General features: G+C 63.3%; 24 protein-coding genes. 5 read left to right on the top strand and 19 right to left on the bottom strand.

Features of this window, described 5'->3' with window-relative positions:
• Positions 1-322: 322 nt before the first annotated feature.
• The 3 genes from ACE1EY_RS12175 to ACE1EY_RS12165 are packed head-to-tail and all read right to left on the bottom strand — an operon-like array spanning position 323 to position 2,601.
• Positions 323-772 carry a hypothetical protein gene (locus tag ACE1EY_RS12175; protein ID WP_291514840.1) on the bottom strand — a complete coding sequence of 150 codons (450 nt, stop codon included), beginning with the start codon at positions 770-772 and terminating at the stop codon, positions 323-325.
• Positions 720-1,724 carry a hypothetical protein gene (locus ACE1EY_RS12170; protein ID WP_291514839.1) on the bottom strand — a complete coding sequence of 335 codons (1,005 nt, stop codon included), beginning with the start codon at positions 1,722-1,724 and terminating at the stop codon, positions 720-722. Before ACE1EY_RS12170 ends, ACE1EY_RS12175 begins: the two co-directional genes overlap by 53 nt.
• On the bottom strand, positions 1,654-2,601 hold the full coding sequence (locus tag ACE1EY_RS12165; protein WP_370300274.1) for a LysR family transcriptional regulator: 948 nt from the start codon (positions 2,599-2,601) through the stop codon (positions 1,654-1,656). The genes ACE1EY_RS12170 and ACE1EY_RS12165 overlap by 71 nt, the downstream gene beginning before the upstream one ends.
• 191 nt (positions 2,602-2,792) lie before the next feature.
• On the opposite strand from ACE1EY_RS12165, the gene ACE1EY_RS12160 reads away from it, so the two are divergent.
• Both ACE1EY_RS12160 and ACE1EY_RS12155 read left to right on the top strand, forming a co-directional pair.
• Entirely contained in the window at positions 2,793-4,283 is a 1,491-nt protein-coding gene (locus ACE1EY_RS12160) for an amidase (RefSeq protein WP_370300273.1), read from the top strand.
• A gap of 57 nt (positions 4,284-4,340) precedes the next feature.
• A complete protein-coding gene (locus tag ACE1EY_RS12155; protein ID WP_291514836.1) occupies positions 4,341-5,012 on the top strand; it encodes an ElyC/SanA/YdcF family protein in 672 nt (223 codons plus the stop codon).
• Here ACE1EY_RS12155 and ACE1EY_RS12150 read toward each other — a convergent pair.
• The 11 genes from ACE1EY_RS12150 to ACE1EY_RS12100 all read right to left on the bottom strand — a co-directional run bounded on the left by ACE1EY_RS12150 (position 5,009) and on the right by ACE1EY_RS12100 (position 19,811).
• On the bottom strand, positions 5,009-5,293 hold the full coding sequence (locus ACE1EY_RS12150; RefSeq protein ID WP_291514835.1) for a hypothetical protein: 285 nt from the start codon (positions 5,291-5,293) through the stop codon (positions 5,009-5,011). The genes ACE1EY_RS12155 and ACE1EY_RS12150 overlap by 4 nt on opposite strands.
• A gap of 112 nt (positions 5,294-5,405) precedes the next feature.
• Complete coding sequence (locus ACE1EY_RS12145) at positions 5,406-7,223, bottom strand: DUF1302 domain-containing protein (RefSeq protein ID WP_370300272.1); 1,818 nt, start codon at positions 7,221-7,223, stop codon at positions 5,406-5,408.
• A 25-nt stretch (positions 7,224-7,248) separates the two neighbouring features.
• Positions 7,249-9,456, bottom strand: a complete 2,208-nt coding sequence (locus ACE1EY_RS12140) for an alpha/beta fold hydrolase (protein ID WP_291514832.1) — start codon at positions 9,454-9,456, stop codon at positions 7,249-7,251.
• A 244-nt stretch (positions 9,457-9,700) separates the two neighbouring features.
• The gene (locus ACE1EY_RS12135; protein WP_291514831.1) at positions 9,701-11,308 is read right to left on the bottom strand and encodes a glycerol-3-phosphate dehydrogenase/oxidase; all 1,608 of its coding nucleotides are present in this window, start codon (positions 11,306-11,308) and stop codon (positions 9,701-9,703) included.
• 52 nt (positions 11,309-11,360) lie between these two features.
• Positions 11,361-14,066, bottom strand: coding sequence for an acyl-CoA dehydrogenase (locus tag ACE1EY_RS12130; RefSeq protein WP_291514830.1), 2,706 nt, complete (start codon positions 14,064-14,066; stop codon positions 11,361-11,363).
• A gap of 258 nt (positions 14,067-14,324) precedes the next feature.
• The gene (locus ACE1EY_RS12125; RefSeq protein ID WP_291514829.1) at positions 14,325-15,173 is read right to left on the bottom strand and encodes an alpha/beta fold hydrolase; all 849 of its coding nucleotides are present in this window, start codon (positions 15,171-15,173) and stop codon (positions 14,325-14,327) included.
• 50 nt (positions 15,174-15,223) lie between these two features.
• Positions 15,224-15,817, bottom strand: coding sequence for a 2-hydroxychromene-2-carboxylate isomerase (locus ACE1EY_RS12120; protein WP_291514828.1), 594 nt, complete (start codon positions 15,815-15,817; stop codon positions 15,224-15,226).
• Between the two features lie 35 nt (positions 15,818-15,852).
• On the bottom strand, positions 15,853-16,812 hold the full coding sequence (locus ACE1EY_RS12115) for an alpha-E domain-containing protein (protein WP_291514827.1): 960 nt from the start codon (positions 16,810-16,812) through the stop codon (positions 15,853-15,855).
• Positions 16,812-18,260 carry a circularly permuted type 2 ATP-grasp protein gene (locus ACE1EY_RS12110; protein ID WP_370300275.1) on the bottom strand — a complete coding sequence of 483 codons (1,449 nt, stop codon included), beginning with the start codon at positions 18,258-18,260 and terminating at the stop codon, positions 16,812-16,814. Before ACE1EY_RS12110 ends, ACE1EY_RS12115 begins: the two co-directional genes overlap by 1 nt.
• Before the next feature lie 112 nt (positions 18,261-18,372).
• Positions 18,373-19,068 carry a hypothetical protein gene (locus ACE1EY_RS12105; protein ID WP_291514825.1) on the bottom strand — a complete coding sequence of 232 codons (696 nt, stop codon included), beginning with the start codon at positions 19,066-19,068 and terminating at the stop codon, positions 18,373-18,375.
• A 71-nt stretch (positions 19,069-19,139) separates the two neighbouring features.
• Complete coding sequence (locus tag ACE1EY_RS12100; protein ID WP_370300271.1) at positions 19,140-19,811, bottom strand: hypothetical protein; 672 nt, start codon at positions 19,809-19,811, stop codon at positions 19,140-19,142.
• Positions 19,812-20,009: 198 nt separating this feature from the next.
• Here ACE1EY_RS12100 and minC point away from each other — a divergent pair, with 198 nt between their 5' ends.
• From minC to minE, 3 genes are read left to right on the top strand one after another with little or no spacing between them, the layout of a single operon-like run.
• Positions 20,010-20,672, top strand: a complete 663-nt coding sequence (gene minC / locus ACE1EY_RS12095; RefSeq protein WP_370300270.1) for a septum site-determining protein MinC — start codon at positions 20,010-20,012, stop codon at positions 20,670-20,672.
• A 19-nt stretch (positions 20,673-20,691) separates the two neighbouring features.
• Positions 20,692-21,498, top strand: coding sequence for a septum site-determining protein MinD (gene minD, locus ACE1EY_RS12090; RefSeq protein WP_291514822.1), 807 nt, complete (start codon positions 20,692-20,694; stop codon positions 21,496-21,498).
• 2 nt (positions 21,499-21,500) lie between these two features.
• On the top strand, positions 21,501-21,761 hold the full coding sequence (gene minE / locus ACE1EY_RS12085) for a cell division topological specificity factor MinE (protein ID WP_291514821.1): 261 nt from the start codon (positions 21,501-21,503) through the stop codon (positions 21,759-21,761).
• Between the two features lie 24 nt (positions 21,762-21,785).
• On the opposite strand, the gene ACE1EY_RS12080 is transcribed toward minE, so the two are convergent.
• From ACE1EY_RS12080 to ACE1EY_RS12060, 5 genes are all read right to left on the bottom strand, one after another.
• The gene (locus ACE1EY_RS12080) at positions 21,786-23,183 is read right to left on the bottom strand and encodes a Fic family protein (RefSeq protein ID WP_291514820.1); all 1,398 of its coding nucleotides are present in this window, start codon (positions 23,181-23,183) and stop codon (positions 21,786-21,788) included.
• Positions 23,184-23,447: 264 nt separating this feature from the next.
• Complete coding sequence (locus ACE1EY_RS12075) at positions 23,448-24,761, bottom strand: tetratricopeptide repeat protein (RefSeq protein ID WP_370300269.1); 1,314 nt, start codon at positions 24,759-24,761, stop codon at positions 23,448-23,450.
• A gap of 12 nt (positions 24,762-24,773) precedes the next feature.
• The gene (locus tag ACE1EY_RS12070) at positions 24,774-25,388 is read right to left on the bottom strand and encodes an energy transducer TonB (RefSeq protein ID WP_291512780.1); all 615 of its coding nucleotides are present in this window, start codon (positions 25,386-25,388) and stop codon (positions 24,774-24,776) included.
• Between the two features lie 18 nt (positions 25,389-25,406).
• The gene (locus ACE1EY_RS12065) at positions 25,407-25,820 is read right to left on the bottom strand and encodes an ExbD/TolR family protein (RefSeq protein ID WP_370300268.1); all 414 of its coding nucleotides are present in this window, start codon (positions 25,818-25,820) and stop codon (positions 25,407-25,409) included.
• A gap of 24 nt (positions 25,821-25,844) precedes the next feature.
• Positions 25,845-26,372: a MotA/TolQ/ExbB proton channel family protein gene (locus ACE1EY_RS12060; RefSeq protein WP_291512782.1), complete on the bottom strand. Its 528-nt coding sequence runs from the start codon at positions 26,370-26,372 to the stop codon at positions 25,845-25,847.
• Positions 26,373-26,378 lie beyond the last annotated feature (6 nt).

Genomic DNA, 26,378 nt, shown 5'->3' with positions numbered 1-26,378 from the left:
CGTTCAAGCGGGACCTAAAACCCCACACTTCAAGCAAAGCGGGTTTTCCGTGCCTTCTGCTCAGCCGAGACGCGCAGACGCCGGCGGAATAAGCGGGCCGGCTGTTTGAGGCCGCGTAGCGGGCGAGTTTCGGCCCGCCCGCCGGTGGCGAGCATCGCAGGGCAGTCGTCACGCCGTAGGCAGGCCGACCTGAGCGGTGGCATCCGCCCTTTTCCGCCCCTTTTGGGCGCGCAAAAGGGGCTCGGCCGTCAGGCCGAAATCCAGATTCGCGCATTCCAACAAGCACTAGTACATCCCAGGCCGGGCGATTGCCGCCTCGGCACTAGAACTGCAACCGCCCCACCGGCGCCAACTCCGCCGCCCGCTCCAGCACTGCATCCACATCCGCCCGCATCGCTTCGAACGCCTGCTGCTGCCGCTCCGATTCCCGCGTTTCAATCGTTGACGGGTAGTTCGCACGGTAGTCGTGTATCTCGGCGAGCACGCTCAGGGCCGCAGCGCGGCGCTGGGGGTTGAGGCCGTCAAGCTGTTCCGCCAGCGACAGGATGTCCAGATCCATGGACAGCGCCAGATAGTCGCGCGCGGCCTCGGTTTCACCGACATCGAGCTGGCGCGCGACGTACATGGACTCGGTCAGCTTGGCGATTTCCGCATCGATGGCCGGACGCTCCGGCATCGGCGGTGGTGCCGGCGGTTCCTGGTTGAGCGAAAACCAGGCGCTAGCGGCGATTAGGCCGGCGAGAAACGTCGCCGGAATCATCAGTGTTTTCATCAATCGGCTGCCGCGCATAGAAAAATGTGTCCTCGTCGTCCTCGGCCGGAGCCGGCTCGGGGGCCGCACTCTGATCCGGGCGACGATTGCGTTCGTCGAATTGCAGATGGGTGACCTGGATGCCCTGCGGGCAACGTTCGTAAGTCACGGTGTACAGCTCATCTGCCGGGGTGGTCTGCAAGCTTTCACCGGGGGGCTGGACGGTCTGGTGGGTGACTTCCAGCGTCAGCAACCGCCCGGTGCGATCCAGGATCGTATTGCCGACGAGCGTGACCCTGGCACCGGAGTTCTCCACGCCGGTGGACCGGAACAATCCGCGAGCCAGAGACCAGCGCCCCTTGTATCCGTAGGTGACCGTCTCGCTTTGCAACGACACCTGGTCCGAGCCGTCAGCGCGGACGGTCCACAGCTCGCCGACACAGTCTTCTTCGGTGGCCCAGGTTCCGAGGATGGTCGACTCGGTCGCTGGCACGCGGAAGAAGACGGTCTCCCAGGCCTGCTGGTTCGATTGATCAACATCCGATGCCGCCGTGAGCAGGGATTCGTTGAGACGCTGACAGGCGCCGCGTAGCTGCCCGGTTTCCAGCGACGCAAGCTGTTGCCGCTGGAAGGCGGCGGCGGCGTTTCTCGTGGCACGCCAGTTACGCTCCACCTCGTTCTGCACCACCGGGTCCAGAGATTCGAGTTTCAGGTCGTCGGCCACCAGTCTGGCGAACCGGTTCTGCAGTTCGTCGACCAGCGCGCGGTTGCGGGCATCCCAGGTTTCGAATGCACCTTCGACGCCCGGCGCCGCCGAACGCGCATGAACACGGCAGACGCTGGCGTACTCCTCGATGGAAAAGTAATACGCCAGCAGTTCGCCGATGGAAGCGGCAACGGCATCATTCGCTCGTGTCGGGACCGGGTTGACCAGCAGCAGACACGGGATCAAGCAAATCAGTAATCGGTTCATAAGACGTCAGTTTACGGACAAACCAGTCCAGCGCGCGCCCTTCCCGATCGGCGCGCCAGACGAGCTTGAACAACGCGGGCTCGCGCTGAATGCCGACGTCCCGTTGAACCAGCCGGCCGGCGTCGATTTCGGGCTGGGCGAGACAGGTGGGCAGGAATCCCACGCCCAATCCCCGGACCTGCGCGTCGAGCTTGGCCGCCAGGCTGGGCACGCTCAATACGTCCTGCTCCGGCAGGAACCCACTGGAGCGGCCCGGCAGCGTGCGCGAGGTGTCGCTGACCACCACCGCACGCACGGCGCGCAGGTGATCCGTGGAGATGGGTTCGCTGTGCTCCGCCAGCGGATGATCGGCGGCAACGCAAAATACGAACGGCACCCAACCCAGCGTGATCGAACGCAGTGGCGGCTGCTGGGGCAACTCGCCCGTGACACCGATGGCGAGATCCGCCCGGTTGTCGGCAAGCGCGTCGGTCGGCCCACCATAGACTTCCGTGAGCAAGCGGATGCGCGGTGTCTGGCAGGCCGTTGCATAGAACGCCTCAAGCAGCGGCATCAGACGCGCCGCGCCGAGAATGTCGTCCACGGCGATGCGCAGCTCGGTCTCCCAGCCTGTCGCCATGCGGCGCACGTGGTCTTCGAGGCCTTCGGCATCGGCCAGCAAACGCCGGCCGCGCTCCAGCAGTTCGCGGCCCGCCGGCGTGAGTTTCGCCCGACGGCCGGAGCGGTCAAAGACGGTGACGCCCAGGTCTTCCTCCAACTTGCGCACCGAATAGGTGATCGCGGACGGCACCCGGAACAAGGCGTCGCCGGCGGCCGCGAAGCTGCCGGTTGCGTCGATCGCATCAATGACGCGCAATGCGTCCAGGGTCAGCTTCATAGTTCAGGCATTGAATTCGACGCGGTGAATAGTTCGCCTTTACCGAACCGCGTGCAAGCGAAGCCGCCGCGGATTCGCGACCCGGCACGGTCCATACATGGCTGCCATCGTTGGCATGGTGATCGGCGCTGGTTGCCGAGTCGGATGCGGGTCGCTACGGTCCCTACCCCGCGCTGCCGCAGAGACCGAACATGGACGCATTGCCCGATGGAGACGCCCTCACCCTGGCCCAGATGATCCGCGAGGGCGAGGTCAGCGCGTCGGAACTGCTGGAAGCGGCGATCCGCGGCGTGGAGCGCATCAACCCGCAGCTCAATGCTGTCGTTGGCACGCTTTACGACGACGCGCGCGCGCGGGTCGCCCAACCACTGAATACCGGGCCGTTTGCCGGCGTGCCGTTTCTGATCAAGGATTTGCTGTCCGACTACGCAGGCGCACCGACCAGTTCCGGCAGCCGCTTTCTCAAGGACTACGTGCCGGAGCAGGACAGCGATATGGTCGTGCGCTACAAGCGCAGCGGCCTGAACATCTTCGGCAAGACCAATACGCCGGAGTTCGGTCTGACGCCCTTTACCGAACCCGCGCTGTTCGGCCCGGCCCGCAACCCGTGGAATCCGGCCCACACGCCGGGCGGGTCCAGTGGTGGCACCGGCGCGGCCATTGCCGCGGGGCTGGTGCCCATGGCCGGCGGCGGTGATGGCGGCGGGTCGATCCGCATTCCTGCCAGCTGCAACGGGCTGGTCGGACTCAAACCCACCCGCGGTCGCACACCGGCCGGTCCGACGCGGGGCGACATCTGGTTCGGTTGCGCCATCGAGTTGCCGCTGTCGCGCACGGTGCGTGACACGGCCGCCGCGCTGGATGCCTTGAGCGGCCCCGAGCCCGGCGATCCCTACCAGGTGCCGCCGCCTCCCGAAGCGTACCTGGCGGCGCTGGATACTCCGGTACGACCGCTGCGCATTGCTGTCAGCGGTCAGCCGATGCTCGGTGATGACATGCACCCCGATTGCCTGGCCGGTCTGGACAAGACGGTGCAGCAGCTCGAGGCCCTGGGACACACGGTGAACTCGGACCACCCGCCGCTAAGCCGTTCCGCCTTTGTCGAAGCCTTTATCGTGCTGCTGGTCGCCGAAACCGCCGCCGATGTACGGGACTTTTCCCGCAAGCTCGGCCGCGAGCCAAAACGGGGTGAGCTGGAGCCCACCACCGCCGCCCTGGTCCGGCTCGCCGCGGCATTCACGGCAGATGACCTGGCTTTGGCGTTGCGCGAACTGCAATGGCAGACGCGGCTCTACGCCCGCTGGCTGCAGAGCTACGATGTGTTCCTGACACCGACCCTGGCCGAGCCGCCCTTCAAGATCGGCAAGTACCAACCATCCGGTGCCGACAAGTTCGGCATCCAGGCGCTCAACCGCCTGCCGCTGGCCGGCATCGCCAAGCGCTCCGGCCTGATCGAAAAAATGGCGCAGGACATCTTCCGCTTCATCCCCAACACGCCGGTCACGAATGTCACCGGGGACCCCGCCATCTCCCTGCCCCTGCACTGGAACGACGCCGGCCTGCCGGTGGGCATGATGTTCGCGGGTCAGTTCGGCGACGAGACCACACTGCTGCAGCTTGCCCGCCAGCTCGAGCAGGCGATGCCCTGGGCGGAGCGCCGCCCGCCCGTCCATGCGACGTAGACAAGGCGCGAAGCCAGCGGCGCCAGGGCCTTACACTGTCCGGCAGTGAAAAGACGCATGTTGCTCATTCTGATCATTGTGCTGGCGGCCCTCGCGGGTTTCGTCCTGGCCTGCAATGTCTGGGTGATCCAGAGCACACGATCGGCGATCTACGACAGCCCGACGGCGATTCCGGCGCGCGACGTCGGCTTGGTACTCGGCACCAGCCCGTGGAGCCGGGAAGGCCGCGCCAATGCCCATTTTCGCGGGCGAGTGGAATCCGCCGCGTTGCTGTACAAGCGCGGCGCGTTGCGCCATGTGCTGCTCTCCGGCGCCAATCCCAGTGATCGCTACAACGAACCCCGTGCGATGTACCAGGCGCTGGCGGACCTGGGAGTGGACAAGGCTGACATGACTCTGGACTTCGCAGGCTTTCGCACGCTGGACTCGGTGGTGCGGGCACAGCAGGTCTTCGGCCTCGACGGGCTGACGCTGGTCACGCAACGGTTTCATGCCTATCGAGCCGTGTTCATCGCCCGCCACCTCGGGTTGGACGCCGTGGCCTACGCCGCCCCGACGATTCCCCGGCGGCGCTCCCGGCGCACTGAAATTCGCGAGATTCTGGCTCGGGTGAAGGCCGTGCTCGACCTGTTCTTCCTCGACAAGCAGCCGCGGTTTTTAGGGGAGCGCGAGGACATCGAGCTACGCGAGCCGCCAGCGGAAGACGAGCCGGCGGATGAACAGCGCTAGGGCGTCTTCCAGCTCATCGTGACCGTGGGCTCCGCCAGGCCATCGGCGGTCGGCTTGGGGGTCTTGACCGGGCTGGCGCGGAACGTGTGAACGCCATCGGCCCGCATCCATTTGCCGCCGTACTCGTTGAGGTAGGCCTGCGCCACGTGCGCCGGGATAGAGCGCCCCGCAAACATCACCCGCGGCAGATCAACATCCCGCACCAGGGCTTCAGCGCCCTCGGATTCCTCAATCGCGAGAATCGTTCCGGCTTCGCTGGCGTACAGCTTTGAATAGCGCATGTATCCCCTCCCTGGGCTCATGCCATCGCAGCATCCAAGCCTACGGCGGTGCCCGGCTCCCCGCAAAAAAATGGGGCGCTGTATGCGCCCCAAGTTATTGGAAAAACGAGTATCAGAAGCTGTACTTCACCACCATCTGCAGAAAGTCGCGGTCACCCAGCAGGTTGTATGGCTTCGCACCCTGATAAACGGTGTAGCCAATCTCGTATTCGAGACGGTCGAGATAACGCGTGTTCAGCACCAAGTTGATCTGCTGGCGCCCCTCGACAAAGCTGGTCAGCGGTGTGGGCGATGTTCCGTTCACGTCGTGCTGCCACAGGATCGCCGGTTCCATGACGAAGCGATTGAACACGTTGTTGTACGTTAATCGCGTGGCGAGCCGATAACCCCACGACGAGGCCGTCGGATAGCCACCGATCTGCTGCGGGACGCCCAACGCAGCCGCCGTGGCGGCGTCGCCCGGGGTGTAGGTCCCCGGGGCCTCCAGGCGCAGTTCGTCCGTATCCGGCATGTCCTCGACATGCATGCCCGCAGCTTCCAGCACCATCGTCGCCTGATCGCTGCCGATCAAGGACCAGGGGCCGAAGATCTTGGTCAGTCCCAGGTTGACCTGATTCACGCTGTAACGGCGATAGCCAACGATTTCCTGACCGCCCAGGGCTGAGCCCTGGATGGGCGCAACCTGACTCGATACACCAAGGCCGGCGAGCAGCAGCTCCACATCGTCGATCTGCAGCGGCTGGTCATCCTTGCGGCTGGCCTCACCCTGCACGGCGATACCGCCCCACATGGTCGTATTGAACGACAGGCCGTAGAGCTTGATGTTCTCGGGGTAGACCAGCCGGTAACCCGACTCCGAGGAGGGGGAGTTTCCGGTCGGGCGGGAACGTCCGGATACCAGCGGCAGGCGGCTGTGGTAGTTCGCCGCATAAAAACTCAGATCGAGATCATTGAGCCCCGGCAAATACATACGCAGCGCTCCGCCGAACTGATCGCCATCCTTCGCCTCACGATCGGGTAGACGCGTGATCGCAGCACCAAACGGCACGCAAGGCGATCCATCGGAGCAGACCGTCAGCGGCGATGCATTTTCCGGTGCCCGTCCGAATCCGATCTGTGCCGTCTGCCCGCCGGGCCCGGCGAAGTCGTTGGTCGCAAAGTAGGTGCCGACGGCATCCGTGACCGTCGGCCGCCACTCCAGCTGGTAGAACAGGTCCAGCGAAGCGTTGTCCGTCACGTCGGTAGACGCCCAGGCCATGCCCACCGGCCGGAAGACCTCTTCGAGCTGAAAACCGGGCACGCGCAAATGGTTTACGTCGGCCGCCAGCAGGCTGTTGATGCCGTTCTGCACAAAGGTGGATTCACCCCAGTTCAGCACTTGTCGGCCCAGACGGACCGCGAGGTAGCGGCCGGCAATGTCGAAATCGCCATAAACATAGGCATCGAGCAGATCGGCGTCATTACCCACTTGGTCCTGGATGACGTCGCGTCGCGCAGCCAGGTCGGCCGGGGTCAATGTGTCGTCCGGCGGCCCTTCGTGGTCAGCCGGATCGAGAAAATCCTCGTCATGCAGAACCCAATCGAAGGTGTAGGTCCCGCGGACGAACGCACCGAAGTTGCCCCAGTTGAAGGACAGGTCCGAGGTCAGCTTGCTGGGGGCGGCGAATACATCGCCCTTGTCGAACTGCAAGTTACCGTCGTCGCCATTGGTCGAGTACGCCAGACCAGATTGGCCGTCGGCGGTCTGGTTGGCACGACCGATGAGGTTGCGGTCCTGTTCTTCCATACGGACTGCGAAGCCCGTAGAGAACTGGGAATCGATGCGAACGCTGGCTTCTCCCAGCTCAAAACCGGCCGCCACCGCGGCGGGCGCCAGCCCCGCCAGCGCGCCGGTGACCAGCACGCGCGATATGAAGTAATTGCGTGTCATGTGATGTCTCCTGCCAAACCGGCGGTTATTGCGCAACAAAGCTGCAGGCCTGCCCAACGGGCAGACAGGCGCCACCGGTGGCCAGGAACTGCGCCATCTCGGTCTGCATTTCCGTGGTGGCCGCCAGCGAGGCTGTCGGATCGAGAATGGAACCGTGATCACCTGCGGCGAAACGCACGACCGCGCCGACACCGCCTGGCTCCAGGGACAGGATCTGCGTCTGCGTCACGCCAGGGTCGACGTTGTCGATCACGTCCAGGCCCATCTGCATGTACAGCGGATCGGTGCCGCTGAGCGGTCCGGCGATGGTCACCCGGTCATTGCTGGCGGTCATCGGCCCGGCCGGCACGTTGTTGGGAACCACCTGATCACCCAGCACCTCGATCATGTGGATCGGATGCCCAGCCCGGGCTGCCGCCGCATGATTGATCGGGTCGGTCGTATCCAGCACCAGTTGCGCAAAGCGCAGGAAGGATTCGAAGGTATCGCCGCCCTCGTTGAAGCCGGCCGCCGCCAGACCGGCCGCAACGCTTGGCCCGAAGGCCAGCGAGCCATCCAGCAGCTTGGCGATGCCGCCGCCGGGCATGGCCAGCGTGGCCGGACCGATGGTCGAGTTCACACCCAGCAGCGTGGTGCCGATGATGCCGCCCAGTGAATGGCCGACGAAGGACACGTTGCTTTCGTCGATTTCATCGGTTTGCGCATCGCCGTCGAAATCCAGCAGACCCACCGACTTGGACAGGCGGGTTAGATCGGCCACCGACTGGCGAATGTTGTCGCGCGCGGTCAGCAGGCTGGCCAGATTCACGAAGTGCTCGCCGGACGGGTCAACCTGACCGTCTGCGCCTGGCGCGCCGGTGTCGTTGTTGACGTAGTCCACATCGAAGCTGCGTTCGGAGACACCGGGCAGCCGGAAGCCGGCCACGCTGGAGTCCGGCGTGATGCCGTGCAGCGGGTGATCAATGGCAATGACCACAAAGCCCGCTGCCGCCAACGCCGGCGCCACCGGGAACATATCGGTGCGATTGCGGGTGATGCCGTGCTGAAAGATAACCACCGGCCAGCCGTCGTCCGGCATGCTGCGGCCGCTGTTCGCATTCGGCACGGTCACCAGTACCGGAATGGTCTGAGTGCTCTGGGCAACCGGTACCGGGAAGCAGGTCGTGGTGCTCACGCTGGGTCGCAACGGCTGCGAACTACCCGGCAACATCACGCCCTGCGCAAAGGCGCCGCACGGCACCTGGCCAAGAAAGAGGGTGTTCACGTCCGGCTGCGCAGGATCGGCCTGCCAGAACCCGGATAACGGCCCCGTCGGATTCTCCGCACTGGGCGCCTGCAGGTAGTACTGGGTCTGGAACGTGCCCGCGTAGATATCGGCCACCGGCGGCAGACCGAGGCCGAGGTTGCCGGTATTCAATGTACCGCCAGCGCCATTCGGTACAGCCTGCACGCCCAGCGGAGCGGCCGTCGCCGCCGCATCGACAGCCGCCAGGCTCTTGCCAATGGACTGCGTCGTGAACGGCCATGCCAGCACGATCGATGATTCCGGAATGCCGGCAGCGCTCAATCCTTCCACCGTGGGCCGGATCACCTGCTGGCGCAGGGCTTCCAGCGTCTCCTTCTGCCCTTCGGTTAGCGTCGTTAACGCTGGAGCCGTCTGCTCGGACACCGGGCTCGCGCTGGCGGCAATCTCGAACAAGGCCGAAGGCTCGGCCGGATAACCCGCCTCGCTCTGCAGCGCACGGGTCAGGGCCACGACGTAACGGGTTTCTGGTGCCAGCGGGCGCAGCGGCTGAATCAGCAGGCGCGTGCGCTTGGCGTTAATCGGCACACCGTCGGCATCGTCCAGTGCCGGATAATCCTCGATCACATAGTCGATACCGGGGACCAGGGGTGCACCGGTGTTCGTATTGATGACGATCACACCCTGCGGCGTGGTGCTGAAGTCCACCGTCCCCAGCAGGTCGGTGAAGATCGCACTGGACGTGGAAAAGCCATCGACTTCGTTGCCGGCGGTGACGAACGGCGCACCCGAGCCATTCGGCACGTTCAGCGTCGGGTCGACGAATCCGGAAAAGAAGGCGTCAATCGGAAACGGCACAACGGCGCTGGCGGCCACCGGGTCGAAGAGAGACAGCGCAATTTCATTGATGGGCTGTTGTTCAGCCTCGTTGTCGACGCTGCACCCAGCCAAAAGGCCGAGCGCAAGCGCGCTGGCGAGCCAGTGCTTCATGGGAAGTCCTCCGTTGCACCATTTGAATCTTGTGTCCGGCCATGTCCTCAACCGGGGCGCGAGATTCTGCGGGCAGCCACGTCAATGCAGCGTGAAGACTGAGCCGTGAAATGGCCGTTGAGACGGTCTCAATAGCCGCCGATCGCCGAGGCAGGGGATGCGCAGGCAGAACCACCCCTGCGATAGAGCCGGTTCCCGTGCATGCCCATGCGGAGGGAACGCGATTTGTTTGGTCAGACCGTCCCTACGAGCGCGGGGCGATCGTCGGCCAGAGGCTCAAGGCATCCACGCACTGCGACTCGGTCTCGGCTTTATCCCAGCCCAGCACCGGCGCCATCAGCTCGGCGGCAAGCCGGGCCACCGCTCGATCCGGTGGCAGCATCAGCATCACGGGAAGCCGGCGGCGCAGCACATCGGCCAGGGTGAGGGCCATTTCTTCGCTGGCGGCAAAGACGACTTCGGCGCGGACAAACGGCGTCTGCGCGTGGAGCCGCTCGGCCAGCGTCGGCTCGGCGCGGATCAGGTCCAGCACGGCATCGGTGCGGCTGCCATGGCGTTTGACCAGCCAGGCCGCGGCGCTTTCGTCCACACCGAGACCTCGCGCATCGGATTCAGCCTCGGCCCGCCAGGCGCCGATGTCGCCACTCGGCGCCCAGGCCAGCGGTTGTTGATGCGTACGACGCGAGCGACGTGCGGGGCCCAGGTCGCCACGCGCGGCATCGACCAGCTCTTCGGCGTCGCCCCGCGCGGTGGTGTACTTGCCGCCGATGGGCATCCAGAGCCCGGGCGCAGGCTTACGCACCTGAAAATCACGGGACACGGCCGACAATGACCCGTCGGAGCCGCCCATCAGGGTGCGAACGCCGGAAAAACACCCACGGATGTCGGCCCGGGTCCAGTTGGCCGCTTTCATCGCCCGATTCGCTTCGTCGAGCAGGTATTCCGCCTCATCCTCGTAAACCGTCAAATCCTTGAGGTCGCCCTCGTAATCGGATTCGGTCGTGCCAATGATGGTGTGGTCGTACCAGGGGATGACAAAGAACACCCGGCCGTCGGATCGAGCCGTGAGCAGGAACGCATCCTTGGGTCCGGGCAGGCCCGGCATCATGAGATGCACGCCCTTGATGAGCTTGTAGGCCCCAACCGTAGGCCGCCCCCCGGCCAACGCGGGCGCCCATGGCCCCGCGGCGTTGATGGTCAACCGGGCCTTTACCGCAGTCCGATTGCCGCTGATCCGATCGACAACCTGGGCTCCGATCACGCGGTCATCGAGACGGATCAACTCCTCAACCGCTGCGTGGTTGACGACGACCGCACCCGCCATCTGCGCTGCGGCGACCACCTCCAAGGTGACGCGGGCATCGTCCTCCTGGCAGTCGCCGTAGGAAAAACCGCCAATCAAGCCGTCCGTCGACAGGTAGGGAAAGCTGCTACGCAATTCGTCGGCGTTGAACCGGTCATGCGGTGCCACCGGCTGGCCCTTGCCCGCCAGCAGGTCATAGAGCACCAGGCCCAGCCGCATCTTCCAGCTGGACACGCGATCACCGTCGTACTTGGGGATGACGAAGCGAATCGGGTCCACCGCATGCGGTGCGATCCGGGTCAGCGTGGCGCGCTCGGTCAGGCCGTGATGCACCAGCCCAAAGTTGAAATGCTCCAGATAGCGCAGGCCGCCATGAATCAGCTTGCTGGACGCCGACGAGGTTCCAGCCGCCCAGTCGGTCTTTTCGACCAGCGCGACGCGATAGCCTCGCAATGCCGCATCGTAGGCTGTCCACGCACCGTAAATACCGCCGCCGATGACCAGCAAATCGTAGGCGCCGTGGCGCAGGGCTTCGAATTGTCGCTCCATCCGTCAGGCGTCCTTGCATGCGTCGGGCGCCCAGGCGCCCCGCGGTCTGGGGTCAGGTCGATTCGCTGGTCTCGGGCGAGGTATCCGGTGTTGCATCATCGGCGGCCTTGGCCCGCTTGGTCGATGCCTTGCCAGTCGACGTCTTGGCTGCCGATGCCTTGGTCGTCGATCGCTTGGTGGTGCGCGATGTGGCCTTGGCGGACTTGGCGGCGGCGGCCTTGGACGTCGATTTCGCCCGCGCCGTGCTGGCCTTGCGCCGGGCAGGCGCCTGGCCGCTGGCCGACGAAGAACCCGGTCCCTGATCGGCACGAGCATGCTCCGAACGGCCCGCTCGCATTTCTTCCGTCGTGAACTCGTCGACCTCCACCACTTCGGCGACCAGATCCCAGGTCTCGATCAGGATCTTCGCCTCTTCGGCGGAGATCAGACCTGCCGCGCGGGCCTCGTCGATCCGCTCGCGGGGATGCGGATGTTTGAGATCACCGTCCTTGTATGCCTTGACCAGCTTGTACTCCAGCTTTTCGGTCTCGATCACGGCGGTTAGTGCCTTGCGCAACACACCGAGCGGATGCTTGACGTCTTGCGGCTGGTAGACGGCGTGGGCCAGGCGGTCCAGCGACGCGCCAGGCGTCATCATCAACTTGGCCACCGCGCGGTTGTTGTCGTCGCTGGCAGACCGGGCACGTCGCCCCAACGGGAAGATCACGACACGCAGCGCCCACATCGCCGGCCGCATGGGCAGATGATTGAGCACCCCGTCGAGGCGGTTCTCGATACCGTGGCACAGGTCGTCGAGCATCCACTGCACCAGCGGAAGGTCTTCTTCCGGCCGCCCGTCATCCTGGTAGCGCTTGAGCACGGCACTGCCAATGAACAGTGCGGAGAGCACGTCGCCCAGACGGGCGGAAATGCTCTCGCGGAACTTCAGCTTGCCGCCGAGCAGCGCCATCGCCACATCGGATAGCAATGCGAGGTTCGCGCTGTAACGCGCCAGGCGCTTGTAGTAGATCGCGGTCGGACCGCTCACCGGCGCGCTGGCCAGCCGGGCGCCCGTGAGTCCCAGCACGAAGGAGCGCGCCTTGGCGGAACCGATATGGCCGAGATGCCCCATGAATGCAGTGTCGAAGTTATCCAGGCCACGCTGGCTGTCATCGTCAGCGACCGCGTCCATCTCCCGCAGCACGTAGGGATGGCAGCGGATGGCGCCCTGGCCGTAGATCATCATGCTGCGGGTCAGAATGTTGGCGCCTTCGACCGTGATGGCCACCGGGGCACTCTGGTAGCCGTTGGCGATGATGTTCTTGGGTCCGATGCACACGGCCTTGCCCGAATGCACATCCATCGCATCGATGGCGACGAGACGGGAAAGATCGGTGACATGCATCTTGGCGATGCCGGACGACACCGACGGCTTTTCGCCCAGGTCCACGGCCAGCGCGGAGATCTGTCGTACCGAGTCGCAGGCATAGGCGCGGGCACCGATACGGGCCATCGCCTCCTGAATACCTTCGAATTCACCGATCGACACGTTGAACTGCTTGCGAACCCGCGCGTAGGCACCGGTGGCGAAGGCAGCCTGCGACGCACCGCCGGAACTGCCTGACGGCAGCGAAATGCCGCGGCCCACCGACAGCACTTCCATCAGCATGCGCCAGCCACGGCCGGCGTTCTGCTGCCCGCCAATAATGGTATCCAGCGGCACGAACACGTCCTTGCCGCGGATCGGCCCGTTCATGAAGGGCGCGGCCAGCGGATAATGGCGCTTGCCGATCTCCACACCCTGGGTGTCGCGAGGCACCAGGGCACAGGTGATGCCCAGGTCGTCCTGTTCACCCAGCAAGTGGTCGGGGTCGTAAAGCTTGAACGCGAGGCCGATGACGGTCGCCACCGGTGCCAGCGTGATGTAGCGCTTGTCGAAGGTCAGGCGCATGCCCAGTGTCTTCTTGCCCTTCCAGGTGCCTTCGCAGACCACACCCATGTCCGGAATCGAGCCGGCGTCCGAGCCGGCATAGGGACTAGTCAGCCCAAAGCAGGGGATCTCCTCGCCGGTCGCGAGCCGTGGCAGGTAGTAATCCTTCTGCTCCTCGGTGCCGTAGTGAAGCAGCAACTCGGCAGGCCCCAGTGAATTCGGCACGGCCACGATCGATGAGGCGGTGGTCCCGCCGGCGCTGGCGACCTTTGCCAGCACGGCCGAGTGAGCCACGGCCGAGAATTCCAGGCCGCCGTACTGCTTGGGAATGATCATGCCGAAGAACTTGTTCTTCTTGATGAACGCCCAGGCCTCCGGAGACAGGTCCGCGTCTTCGTGCACGATCTGCCAGTCGTCGAGCATGCCGCACAAGGCCTCGACAGGACCGTCCAGAAAGGCCTGCTCTTCGTCAGATAGCCGTGGCCGGGGCAACGCGGCCAGGCGGTGCCAGTCGGGGCGGCCGGAGAACAGGTCGCCTTCCCACCAGACCGTGCCGGCGTCCAGCGCCGCGCGCTCGGTCTCCGACATTTCGGGCAACACGCTCTTGAAGAATTTGAACGCCGGCGCAGTCAGCAACGGCTTGCGCAGCGAGGCGACATTGAGCACGGCAGCGATGCCGGCAAAGATGAACCAGAACAGCAGCAACCAGCCCCAGGCCACGTCGCCAAAAATCGACAGCACCAGCAGCAACGCGCCGATCACCGCCGTGGATGTGGCGAGCGAAGTCTTGCGATAAGCCAGCGCCGTAGCGGCGACGATGAAGACCAGCAGCCAAAGTAGCGTGCTCATTTCGACCTCCTGTCAGTGAATCGGGAGTCGCGATCCGATTGGTGCGGATACCAGCGCAACCCCAGCAGAGGAACCTGGCGACCGTTCACGACGATACCGTGACAAAAAACAGCCAAGTGCCTAGTAGTGCGGACAACGCCGAGCGCCGGTTTGTTCGTACCGAATCACCGGACCGGCTTGGCGTGTCGAAAACTGATTAGCAAGCCACCACGAGGATAGGGGTGCGCTGGCGGCACCGCAAACCGCGTATTTACGCGGCTACCCGACGACGAAATCGCCAAGAAAATCGCGTATCCCCTGCGCGACCAGCTCAGGCTGATCGTGGTGCATCATGTGCCCGCAGTCGTCGATGAACCTGTGCTCATGGTCGCGAAAGCAGCCGCGACGGCGCGCCAGTTCCTCTTCGCCGGCCATTTTTCGCAGCTTGGAATCGCTGGCATCGAGGAACAAGGTCGGCGCGGTGACCTGCTTCCACACCGCATATGACTCCGAGGCGCGATAAAGCACCGGGTTATGCGTGTGGTGACGTGGATCGGCAAGCAGTTCGATCTGCCCGTCGCCGCGAGACCGTCCCCAGACGCGGGCCACGGACAGGGCGCGTTCTGGGGTAAGCCGGGGATTGCGCCGCGCAATGCGGCTGGCCAGTTCCTGGCACGACGGATAGGCGCGCTGCGCCGGCGGGTCCTGCACGGCCGTCAGCCACTCGCCCAGAGCCTTGGGCGCCCGCTCGGGCGGCATGTCGGGCAGCAGCAGCGAATCCAGCAACACCAGCCGCGCCAGGCGCTGCGGCCTAACGCCCGCGTAAAGGCTCGTGATCTGCCCACCCATGCTATGGCCAACCAGTAACACCGGCTCATCGGGGCTGAGCGCGTCGATCACGGCATCGAGATCAGCCACATAGTCAGGAAACCAGTAGTGGTCACCATGCCATTCGCTGTAGCCGAACCCGCGCCAGTCCAGCGCCACCACATGAAAATCGCTGGCCAGCTGCTCGGCAACGAACTGCCAGCTACCTCCGGTATCCAGCCAGCCGTGGCAGCAGAGCAACAGCGGCTTGCCCGGGTCGCCCCATTGCCAGAAGTGATACCGCAGGCCGCGGATCCGCAAAACGGCAGACCGCGCCCCGGTTGACGCGATGGTGGTAGGAGCCGGCGCGGTCAAGCGGCTGCGCGCGTCAAATGGGCACGCAACAGATCGAGACGGTCATTGCCCCAGAACAGCACGTCGTCAACAAAGAAACTCGGCGCGCCAAAGGCGCCGCGGGTGACGGCTTCCTCGGTGTTCGCCTTGAGCTTTGCCTTGATCTCGGGACGGTCGTTGGCGGCCAATGCCTGGTCGGGCTCGAAGCCTACGGAGCGGGCCACATCCGCCAGTACATCCGGCTGTGAAATATCACGCCCCTGCCCCCAATACGCCTGCATGATGGCCAGCGCGAAAGCATCACCACAACCGAGTTCATCCGCGACCAGCGCCGCCCGCAGTGCCCGTACCGAATTGGCGGGAAAATTCTCGGGAGGCGTGACCGGCACACCGTAGAACTGCGCCCAGTGCTGCAGATCCGCCATCATGTAACGGCCCTTGTTGACCACGGTTGCGGGCGGGCGATTGCCGGTGGCCTGAAACACCCCGCCGAGCAACAAGGGGCGATAGGCCAATGTCGCGCCACAGTCGGCCGCCAGCGCCGGCAACTGAGTGGATGCCAGATAGGTGTATGGGCTCACCGGGTCCCAGAAGAACTCGATCGTCGCCATGGTCGTCTCCGTTTTCTGTTCGCTTTGCCGGCCGTCTATTGCGACTGGCTGAGGGCGTCCGGCGCCAGTTCCGGCCGGAAATAATGTTCCGTGATGACATTGCTCAGCGCAGCAAGCCGCTCCTGCAATTCGTCCATGTAATCCGACACCTGAGTCTGCGGCAAGACGGACAGGTCGGCGCCACAGACGCGGGCGCGCAGCGTGCGAGCCACGTTCAACGGTGCCGAGTGATTCGGCAGGCGGGAGAGCGTCTGACAGATGCTGTCGAGATTCCAGGCCACCGACCGCGGAAAATGGCGATCCTGGGTCAGGAACTGCACCACCTTGGGGCCGGAGACGCGTTTGCGCACATGACGCCGGTACATCTGATAGGCCGTCAGCGACAGCAACACACTACGCCACTGAATGTTGGAGAACGGCAGCAACTCGTCCTCGCGATGAGGCAGCAGGCCGAGGGCGGAGGCATCGACAATGCGGGAGGTCATGTCCGCCTGCTCCAGGTTGGAGCCGAGACGCAGAAACCGGAACGCCAGGTCGTGCGACATGTTCTCGCCGAGCATGCCGTCGACCAGCAGACAGCCGCGAATCACGGCGTCGAGGAACTCACCGCGGCGGCGGCGCTCGAGCGTCTGCGCGTCGGTGTCTCGCACAAACCAGTACAGCTTGTTGATCTCTTCCCAGACCTCGCGCGGCATGATGTCGCGGGCCGCGCGCAGAATCGTTCGAGCCTGGGCCAGGGACGACAGTATCGACCCGTAATTCGCATCATCGACGAGCAGAAAGCGAACCACATTGCCTTCGGTGAAGCCGTCATAGCGCTCGACAAAGTCGGGACGACTGCCGGTAATGTCGATGACCGACTCCCAGGCAACGATCGCGCGTCGCGGCATGTCCAGAATCAGGTTGGCATGCACGCTGGCCAGCCGCGCGGTGTTCTCGGCCCGCTGCACATAGCGACCGAACCAGAACAGATTGTCTGCGACGCGCGAAAGCATCAGTCCTCCACCTCCACGATCCAGGTGTCCTTGCTGCCACCACCCTGCGAACTGTTGACGACCAGCGAACCTTTCACCAGCGCCACGCGCGTCAACCCGCCCATGGTCACGTACTGGGATTCGCCGGAGAGGATGAAGGGCCGCAGATCCAGATGGCGCGGCTCGATCGCAGAATCGTCGCAAACCGTCGGACACACCGAGAGATTCAAGGTCGGCTGCGCCATGTAATTCCTCGGATTCTTGCGAATCTGCTCGGCGAAGGCCTTGCGTTCGGATTCGTTGGAGCGCGGACCAATCAGCATGCCGGAGCCACCGGACTCGTTCGCCGGCTTCACGACCAGTTTGTCCAGATTGGCCAACACATGCTCGCAGTCCTGCTGGCGATGGCACAGGAAGGACGGCACATTCGGGATGATCGCGTCCTGATCGAGGTAATACTTGATGATCTCGGGGACATAGGCGTAGACGACCTTGTCGTCGGCCATGCCGCAGCCGGGTGCATTGGCCAACCCGACATTGCCCTTGAGCCAGGCGCGCATGAGGCCGCGCACGCCAAGCATCGAATCCGGGTTAAAGGCTTCCGGGTCGATGAACAAGTCATCGACTCGGCGGTAGATCACGTCGACGCGCGTCAGCCCTTCGACACTGCGCAGGTAGACGCAATCGTCGTCGCCGACGACCAGATCGGGGCCTTCGACCAGCTCGATTCCCATCTGCTGCGCAAGGTAGGCGTGTTCGAAATAAGCCGAATTGTAGATGCCGGGGGTGAGCAGCACGATGACAGGCTCGTCGCCGTCGCGCGGCGACAGACTCGCCAGCATTTCATAGAGTTCGGCCGGGTACTCATCGACGGGCAGGATGCTGCTGTGGGCGAACAGCTCCGGGAAAACCCGCTTGGTGACGAGCCGGTTTTCCACCATGTACGACACGCCCGACGGCACGCGCAGGTTGTCCTCCAGCACGTACAGGGTGCCGTCGCCGTCGCGCACCAGATCCGAACCGCAGATGTGAGCCCATACGCCATGCTTGGGCCGCATGCCCTCGCATTGGGGGCGATAGTTGACCGACTGCTCCAGTAATTCCACCGGAAACACGCCGTCCTTGATGATCTTCTTGTCGTTGTAAATGTCCTGAATGAACAGGTTCAGGGCCTGTACGCGCTGCTTGAGGCCAGCCTGGGTGCGCGCCCATTCGCGGCTGTCGATGATGCGCGGAAGAATGTCGAACGGCCATGTGCGATCCAGCATGCTGCCCTGGGTGTATACGGTGAACGTGATCCCCATGGACTTGATCGCGAGATCGGCGGCAACGCGCCGATCGGCCAGTTCCTCGCGATTCATTCCGGCGAGATAGTCCACCAGTGCCTGGGCGGACGGACGCGCCTTGCCGCGAGCTTCGAATAACTCATCGTAGAACCCGTTCGGGTCGTAGTCAGACCAGTTCAACAGCGGCACCGCCGGGTTGATTCAAGATGACCGGAGGCTCCCATGTAGCGCGCTGTTCCCGCAAGTCCACCGTACTCGTCTCACCTGAAGCGGCATCGCCGCGTGGGTTGCGCCGTTAGCGACTGTCGTCTTCCGACAGGTCCGGCGGCTCGGGCAGCACGATCACCGCCGTGGGTCGATTCGCTGCCACCTGCCGGTCATGCACGAACTTGGCCAGCGCATCATCCATGATCCGATCAAAGGCGATGTCGTACTCCACGAGTTCGATGCCAGGCGGACCGCCTTTCATGGTCGTGACGATGGCGTGCTCGTAAAGCCCTTGTGTCACGCGTTCTTCGTCGTCATCGCCGAGCAGCTTGAGTCCGATGCTGAATTCGTCCCGAACGGCATTGGTTGCGAGATCAAGCCCCATGGATGCACCGGTCGCGACGCCGGCACGTACCGCTTGGTCTGCATCAAAGCGGTGATCGACATGTACGTCCAGCACTGAAAGGGCGCCTTCCGATTGTTCCACGGGCACCACGGCAGACACGCCGGCCTGCTCGATCAGGGTCTTGACCCGCCCATGCGCCAGTTCGGCGCGCGTCGGATCAACCACCCCGTTGGCCTGATAACTCACCTGCAACCCGATGCGGTCGGGCAAGACCTCCGGGGGGTGGTTCTGCAGCGTATAACGGGTGTAGGCGGGATCGAGATACGAATCGAAGGTGGCGCAGGCGCCAAGGCTAACGACCAGGGCGACCACGGCGGCACTCCGGCAGCGCCCGAGCACATACCCACAAGCCTCAGATAAAAAACGAGGTGCATTCATCGACCGACTCCTGTCAGCGCCGGCCACGCCGGCATGAACCCCCCGCCTGAAACCGACCGGATGCTAGCCGCCTATTCCTCGTCGGGGCGCGTGTCCGGTACGAAGATGATTGGATTCGCGTCGCGCTCTGCGGTTCCCAGGTCTTTCAGGAACTGCGTCAACACGCTCTCCAGCACCCGCTTGTAGGCGCCAGGATAATCGCTGGGCAGCAGCCCCTGCGCGTCGCCGCCTGCGCGGGTGACGATGGCATGCCGATAAACCCCCAACTCGCCGGTGTCGTACAAGACTTCCCGCACCGGCGGCTTTTTCGGATCCTTCAAAGACACCTGAATACTGAATTCGTCGCGAATCTCGCGCTTGGTGCCGCCAAAGGTCACGCCGACGGCCAGTCCCGAATTTCTGGCTTCGGCAGCGTCGTAGGTGTGGCTGATCACCATGACCAACATCGGCGTGTAAGGAGTTTCTGCTTCCTGCTGGATGATCTGGGTCAGCCGGGAGGTGCCGAGAATATTGGCGACGTAGTCTCGCGTGGCCTGCGACTCCCCGTCGTGCAGCTTGCCGTTCACCGAATAATCGACATGGACACCAATTGCCGGCGGCAAGACGTTCGGCGCCTCGAACAGGCGATCGCGGCCGAACTGCGGATCAGCAAACGAATAAATCTGTGGAGCACAACCCGAAGCCAGCAGCACGGCAATCAGGAAGAGCACGGAGGTCGATGCCGAGCGAACAGTCTGGCGCATGGATTCGCTTTTGATGGTGGTCGGGAGGGGTGAAGGGGCCAGTTTACTGGTTCTTAACATGGATTCACGAATCCGCTGCCAGACGGCCCCTCTGGTCGCCACCATCCGCATCCCTTAGACTTTTCGCGTGTTCTCGCACCGCATCATTCCTATCGGCTTCGGGCGCCTGCCTCGTGCCGGCCGCCAAACGCTACGCCTGTGAGCCAGAACGACGTGCTCTTCAAGGGTCGGGTCATGAGCCTGACCGTGTTGCGACTCAACACGCCCGATACAGATCGGGTGATCGCCGGGATCGAAGCCGAGGTTGCTCGCGCACCGAAGCTCTTCAGCGGCCTACCGGTCCTGATCGACCTGAACCGACATCGCGTAAACATTGCCCAGGTCGCGGACATCGCGCGCAACCAGGGCCTCGTGCCGGTCGCGGTGGTCGATGCCGACGACGACAGCGCGGCATCGGCGCGCGCCTGCGGGCTCGGTGTGCTGCAACAGGCCGCGCTGGATTCGCAGGCCTCGAGGCCCCGATCGGACGAACGCCCGGCGGCGCGCATCGTCGACCAGCCGGTGCGCTCCGGCCAGCAGCTGTACGCGCGCGGCACCGACCTGATCATCCGCGCACCGGTCAGCGCCGGTGCCGAAGTGCTGGCCGATGGCAGCATCCATATCTACGGCCCGCTGCGCGGTCGTGCGCTGGCGGGCTGTCGCGGTGACGAGACCGCACGAATTTTCTGTCAGTCTCTGGAAGCAGAGCTGGTCGCGGTGGCCGGGAATTATCTGGTCGCCGATGACATCGCATCCGAACATCGATCGCAGCCGTCCATGGTGCGGCTGGTCGATGAAACCCTAACTATCGAAAACTTGTGATCGCGCAGGCGAGGAAATTGTGGCCAAGATCATCGTTGTAACTTCCGGCAAGGGGGGCGTCGGCAAGACGACCACCAGCGCCTCGTTCGCCACCGGGTTGGCGCAGGCGGGTCACAAGACCGTGGTCATCGATTTCGATGTCGGCCTGCGCAACCTCGATCTGATCATGGGAGTCGAACGCCGCGTGGTGTTCGACTTCATCAACGTGATCGCCCAAGAAGCCACGCTTAAGCAGGCGCTGATCAGGGACAAGCGGGTCGAGAACCTCTACATCCTCGCCGCCTCACAGACCCGCGATAAGGACGCGCTCACCGAGGCCGGTGTGGCCCGCGTGATCGACGAGTTGTCGAAGGATTTCGACTACATCGTCTGCGACTCGCCGGCAGGTATCGAGAAGGGCGCATTGCTGGCGATGCATTTCGCCGACGAGGCGCTCGTCGTGACCAACCCCGAAGTCTCGTCGGTGCGTGATTCCGACCGTGTGCTCGGCATCCTGTCCAGCAAGACACAGCGGGCGAAGACCGGCGAATCGGTCAAGGAACATCTGGTGATCACCCGCTACGACGCCAACCGCGTCGCCCGCGGCGAGATGCTGTCGGTGGAGGACGTCAAGGACATCCTCGCCATCCCGCTGCTCGGCGTCATTCCGGAATCCCGGGACGTGCTGAACGCCTCCAACCAGGGCGCGCCGGTCATCTCGATGCCAGAGGTGCAGGCCGCCGAAGCCTATAAGGACCTGGTCGCCCGCTTCCTCGGCGAGGAGCGCACGCACCGCTTTCTGGATCCGAGCTCCAAGGGCTTCCTCAACCGGCTGTTCGGAGGATAACCATGGCGTGGATGGACATCTTTCGGGCCAACAAACCCTCGACGGCGCAGCTCGCCAAGGAGCGCCTGCAGGTGATCGTCGCCCACCAGCGCGCCGGCCATCTGCATGCGCCGGATTATCTGCCCAAGCTGCAGAAAGAACTGCTGGACGTGATCCGCAAGTACGTCGCCGTCGGCGAAGACGCGGTGAACATCGAAGTCGAACGCGACGGCGACACGGAGATACTGGAGCTGAATATCACGGTGCCGAGCAGCAAAAGCTAAAGTCCACTCGCACGTGGCCCTAGGTCACGTGCGGGGAAACCCGTTACCGCCTCTTAGCGTCAGCAGCCTCCCTTCGATATCAGGCAGTGCGAGAAACACGAACGCATTGCGCACCTTGCGCTGCTCCAGCAAGCGCAAAGTCGCCAGTTCGAGTAGATCGGTTCTTGCCGTCGGGTATGAGATCCGATGCGATTGGCGATGGCTCTCGAAGGTGTAGACATCGCCGGGGTTGCGGATCGCATGAGACAACAAAGCGATTTGCCGGTGATTTAATGTCCTGGCGAACAAGGAATCGCCCAGCAGGGCCTCTATCCGCCTCACCTCCCGCGATTTCTTTGCGAGGTACCCCTGCAACGCTTTGATCGCCTGCTCGACCACACGCAGGTTGTAGTCGATGAAGTAGGTCAGATCGTTGTCGTCGTGCTCGGTGTACAGGTAAGCCCGCGCGTACTGGGCTGGCGCCCGCTTCAGAATCGTGGAGATCGAGACATACTCCATGAGCCAGTATTTATGCCGGGCCATCGCCCAATAAAATAGCGCCCGGGCAGCTCGCCCGTTTCCGTCCACGAACGGGTGGTCGTAACCCACCATAAAATGCAACGCGATGGCCCTGACGACCGGGTGAAGAAATTCGCCGTCGTCATCCAAGCCCGCGTTTGCAAACGCGCACAGGGCGCCCAAACGAGCATCAAGCTCGTCCGCCGGCGGTGGCGCATGAAGCAGCGAGTGATCGCGAGGGTCATAAACGCCGATCTCCTCGTCCGCCCGCCGGAAGCGCCCCTCCTGCGCCCGATCCTCTAAGCTGCGCTCGGTCACGATCGCATGCAGCTCGAACACGAGCGCTGGCGTCAGCGGTTCGCCCGCATGCTCCCGAATAAAGGCCATAGCCCGATAGTTGTTCGAGATCATCTGTTCACTACGATCTCGCGGCGCCCGGCCCTCGCGCAGCATATTTTTGGCGACCGGGTAGGTCGTTGAAGCCCCCTCTAACTGACTCGACTTGATGGCTTCTTCGATAAGCGAATTGACGAGGTAGCGATCCCGACTCTGCTTGTTGGTCACTTGCTCGGGAATCTCTACGCGCCCGCTCGCCTGCTGATCGAGCTTGTGCAAGCGCTGCTGAACGCAATCGGGTAACCAGTATACGAACGGGGTGTGCGCTTTGGCCCGTAACGGCAATGGCTTGTAGAGACTCGTACGCCGAAACTTGGTCAACAGCCACCAGTCTTCGTGGGTATCGACTCCCTGGGGTAGGGGTTGGCGCTTCAACCGCTCCCAGTGCAGATAGTGACCGTCACGGTCTTTTCCGTGCTCTGACGGCAACAAATTGAAGACCCGTTTGAACTGCTCCCGAAGCGCTGCGTCGCCTGTATCCGCACGGATGAGCTGACTCAGATTAGGCGGATACTCGGGGATCTTCACGTGACAGCGCTCCAGCTCTTATAGGAGATTTATAAAAATCTCATCAATCTATAGCTGGCGACTCTAGCTAAAATATAAATCTAGGACAAATTTATATTTCGCTTACATCTAACGATGGTGCCGATCTGTGTGTCGAAGATACGGCCGCTTGGTCCGAGCATCGGTTACCAAAAATCGGAACACAACGGAGCCAGCAGCAGGTTCGCGGGCCGGCTCGATCAAGAGCGTTGCATACTCGCCAGACGCATTCTGCGAGGCGCTGGCCTAGGTTCCCAGATCAATCGCGTCGACGTTGTTCTCGTCAGCTTCCAGGGCTTCACGGGTGCGCTGTTCCAGCGCCTTTAGCGCTTCTTCGATGGCGCGCAGGCGTCGGACCTCGGCCAGGGTGTGTTCTTCCCACTTGGCCGCCGCCTTGAAGGTCGAGCGGTCCTGCTTGGCGCGGCGAAAGGCCTGCAACGCGTCCTCATAGTCCTTGGCGTTGAAGTAGGCCATGCCCATGAGCAGGCGATTGCCTGCGGCATTCTTGAGGCCGCCCATCTGGTCCGCTTTCGCGGCAGCGGCGGCAGCTTGCTTGTATTCACCGGCGTTGAAGTGCACGCCGGCCAGGCGTGCCATGAAGATGCCATCGCCGCTGACCTCGGCCGCCCGCGTGAGCGCAGGCACGGCCTTGTCGCGCTCGTTGGCCTGGGCCCAGGCATTGGCAAGGGTTTCCAGGTTCTTGTTGGTTTCCTCGACACGGCCGGCCTTGATCGCGTCTTCGATAATGGTGCCGGCTTGGTAGGGCACATCCTGCCCCAGCCACATATAGGCCAGGTTCAACACTTCATTTTCGGACTTCAGCGAGCCGTGCTGGTAGACGGCGTCGTAGACCGCGAGCCGGTCGGCATCCCGGCCCAGTTCGCTGTACATGCCGGCGAGCTGTTTCATGTAGCCCACGGCCGGGTCGATGCTGATCAACTCTTCATAGACCTCGGCGGTCTTGGCGTAATCCTTCTTGGCGTAATAAAGCGCCGCCTTGAGGCGCAGCCAGGATTCCTGAATGGGTTTGCCGGCCGCCTTCTCCAGCTCGATGGCCTTGTCGATATTGGTCAGCGAGCGATCGTAGCTGTCCTGCTGGTAATAAGCCTGCGCCAGCATGATGTGGGCGGTGGGCGTCGGCTGGTTCACCTCGCTCAGCCAGGACTCCATGAACCGGATGCACTGGTCGTACTGTTCGGTCTGAAAATAAAGCTGGGCGATGGTGTACTTGGCCTGCTGCTTCAGGCCTTCGGTGGCCTCCGGCTCTCTGAGCACCTTGCGGTACGCTGCAATCGCGTCCGTGTACTTTTCCTGATTGGCGTAGATGAAGGCGTAGAAATTCCACAGCTGCGACTTGGCGTAGCTGCCCAGCTTGTCGTTGCCCTTGAGCTTGTCCAGCGTCGCGATCGCCTCGTCGAACTGGTTGGACTCGGCAAGTTCCTGCGCCCTGGTCAGGGCGTCGAAGGTCCGGGCATCGATGGCACCTGATTGCGCCTGCGCCATGGCGGCCAGACCCGTGGCGAGCACCGCGGCGGCTATCTGAAATTTCAAGCGTGACATGATCATTGCCGGTTACTTCTGCAACTGGAACACGATGCGGGTCTGAACACCGGGCACCTCGATGGCCTCGCCGTCCACGACGCGTGGCTTGTACTTGTAGCGCTTGGCCGAATCGATGGCCGAGCTATCGAAGATCGAACTGCTCGATTCGATGACCACCGGGTCGCGGACCGTACCTGACTTCGTGACCGTGTATTCGAGAATCACGTAGCCCTCCAGCCCTCGGCTCAGCGCCGCACGCGGATAGCGCGGAGCGACCTTGACGATGGGCAGGTACTCGCCATCGCTGGCAGCCAGGCCGGCTCCGATGCTCAGGTCCAGGTCCGTGGCGACCTCGCTAGGCGCGCCCAGCTGGCCCACCGTGGCATTGCCATCGATCTGATCGAAAGCCTGCTCGGGTACCTCCGGCGGGGGCGTGTCATCAAGCTCGGGTTTTTGCGGCTTTTCGACCGAGCGTTGTGAACGGATTTCCTCGTCCGGCATCACGATGTCGGGCAGCTTGATGACCGGACTCTTGTCGAGCTCGCGGTCGGCAAACTCGATCAACGAGACCATCAGCAGAATGAGCCCACCGGTGATCAGCGCGGCCGGAGGAGCAACCAGCAGTGTGCGGATAACGCCCTGCATTGCGACAGACCTCCCGGTCTAGCTGTTTTCGGTGGCCAAGGACACCTTCTCAGGCGGGACCACCTCACGCGCCTGGTCCAGCACCTCGGTGAAGGTCTTGACCGAAGCCAGTTCGTCGGCCTGGATCACGACGCCGCCTTCCGGGTTTTCGGCATGCAGGCGCTCGATATTGGCGCGCACCGAACGGATGTCGATGCGACGCTGGTCGATCCAGATGCTGTTGTCGTCCCGAATGGCGATCAGCACGGACGGGTTGTTCTTCTGCTCCGCGGTATTGGCCTGCGGACGATTCACTTCTACACCGGTTTCCTTGACGAAGGTCGCCGTGACGATGAAGAAGATGAGCCTGATGAACACGACATCCAGCATCGGCGTGAGGTCGACATTACCTTCATCTTCGGCTTCGTCCTGAGACGAGAAAGAACGTGCCATCGCATTAACCTCGAAAAATATCGATCAATGGACCGGCTCTAGCTGCGCATCCACGTGCGAGCGCCGCCGGCTGATCAACTGACTCAGATAGATATTGGCAAACAGGCCGGACAAGGCGGCGACCATGCCCGCCATCGTCGGGATCGTCGCCCGGGACACGCCGCCGGCCATCGAACGAGCGTCGCCGCCGCCGGTGATCGACAGCACGGTGAACACCTCGATCATTCCGGTCACGGTGCCGAGCAAGCCGAACATCGGGCAAAGGGCGATCAGAATCTTGATCAGCCGCAGATTCTGCTCGATCTTGACCCGCATCTCGGAGATCAGCTTCATCCGTACGGCATTGCCGTACCACGACGCCTTGTCGGCACGCTGCTGCCAGGTGTCCAGCGCCCCACCCAGATCCTGCTTGAACGAGAACAGGCAGTAGGCAAAACGCTCGAACAGCAGCAACCACATGACAAAGGTGAGCGCCGCGATCAGAACAAGAACCGGTCCGCCAGATCCGAAGAAATTGGCAATCGCCTCCTGCGCATCAAGTAGCAGCAACATGGTCGC

The sequence above is a fragment of the Abyssibacter sp. genome (genome assembly GCF_964229365.1).
Taxonomy (GTDB): Bacteria; Pseudomonadota; Gammaproteobacteria; order Nevskiales; family OUC007; genus Abyssibacter.
This window is presented reverse-complemented; position numbering and strand designations above follow the sequence as displayed.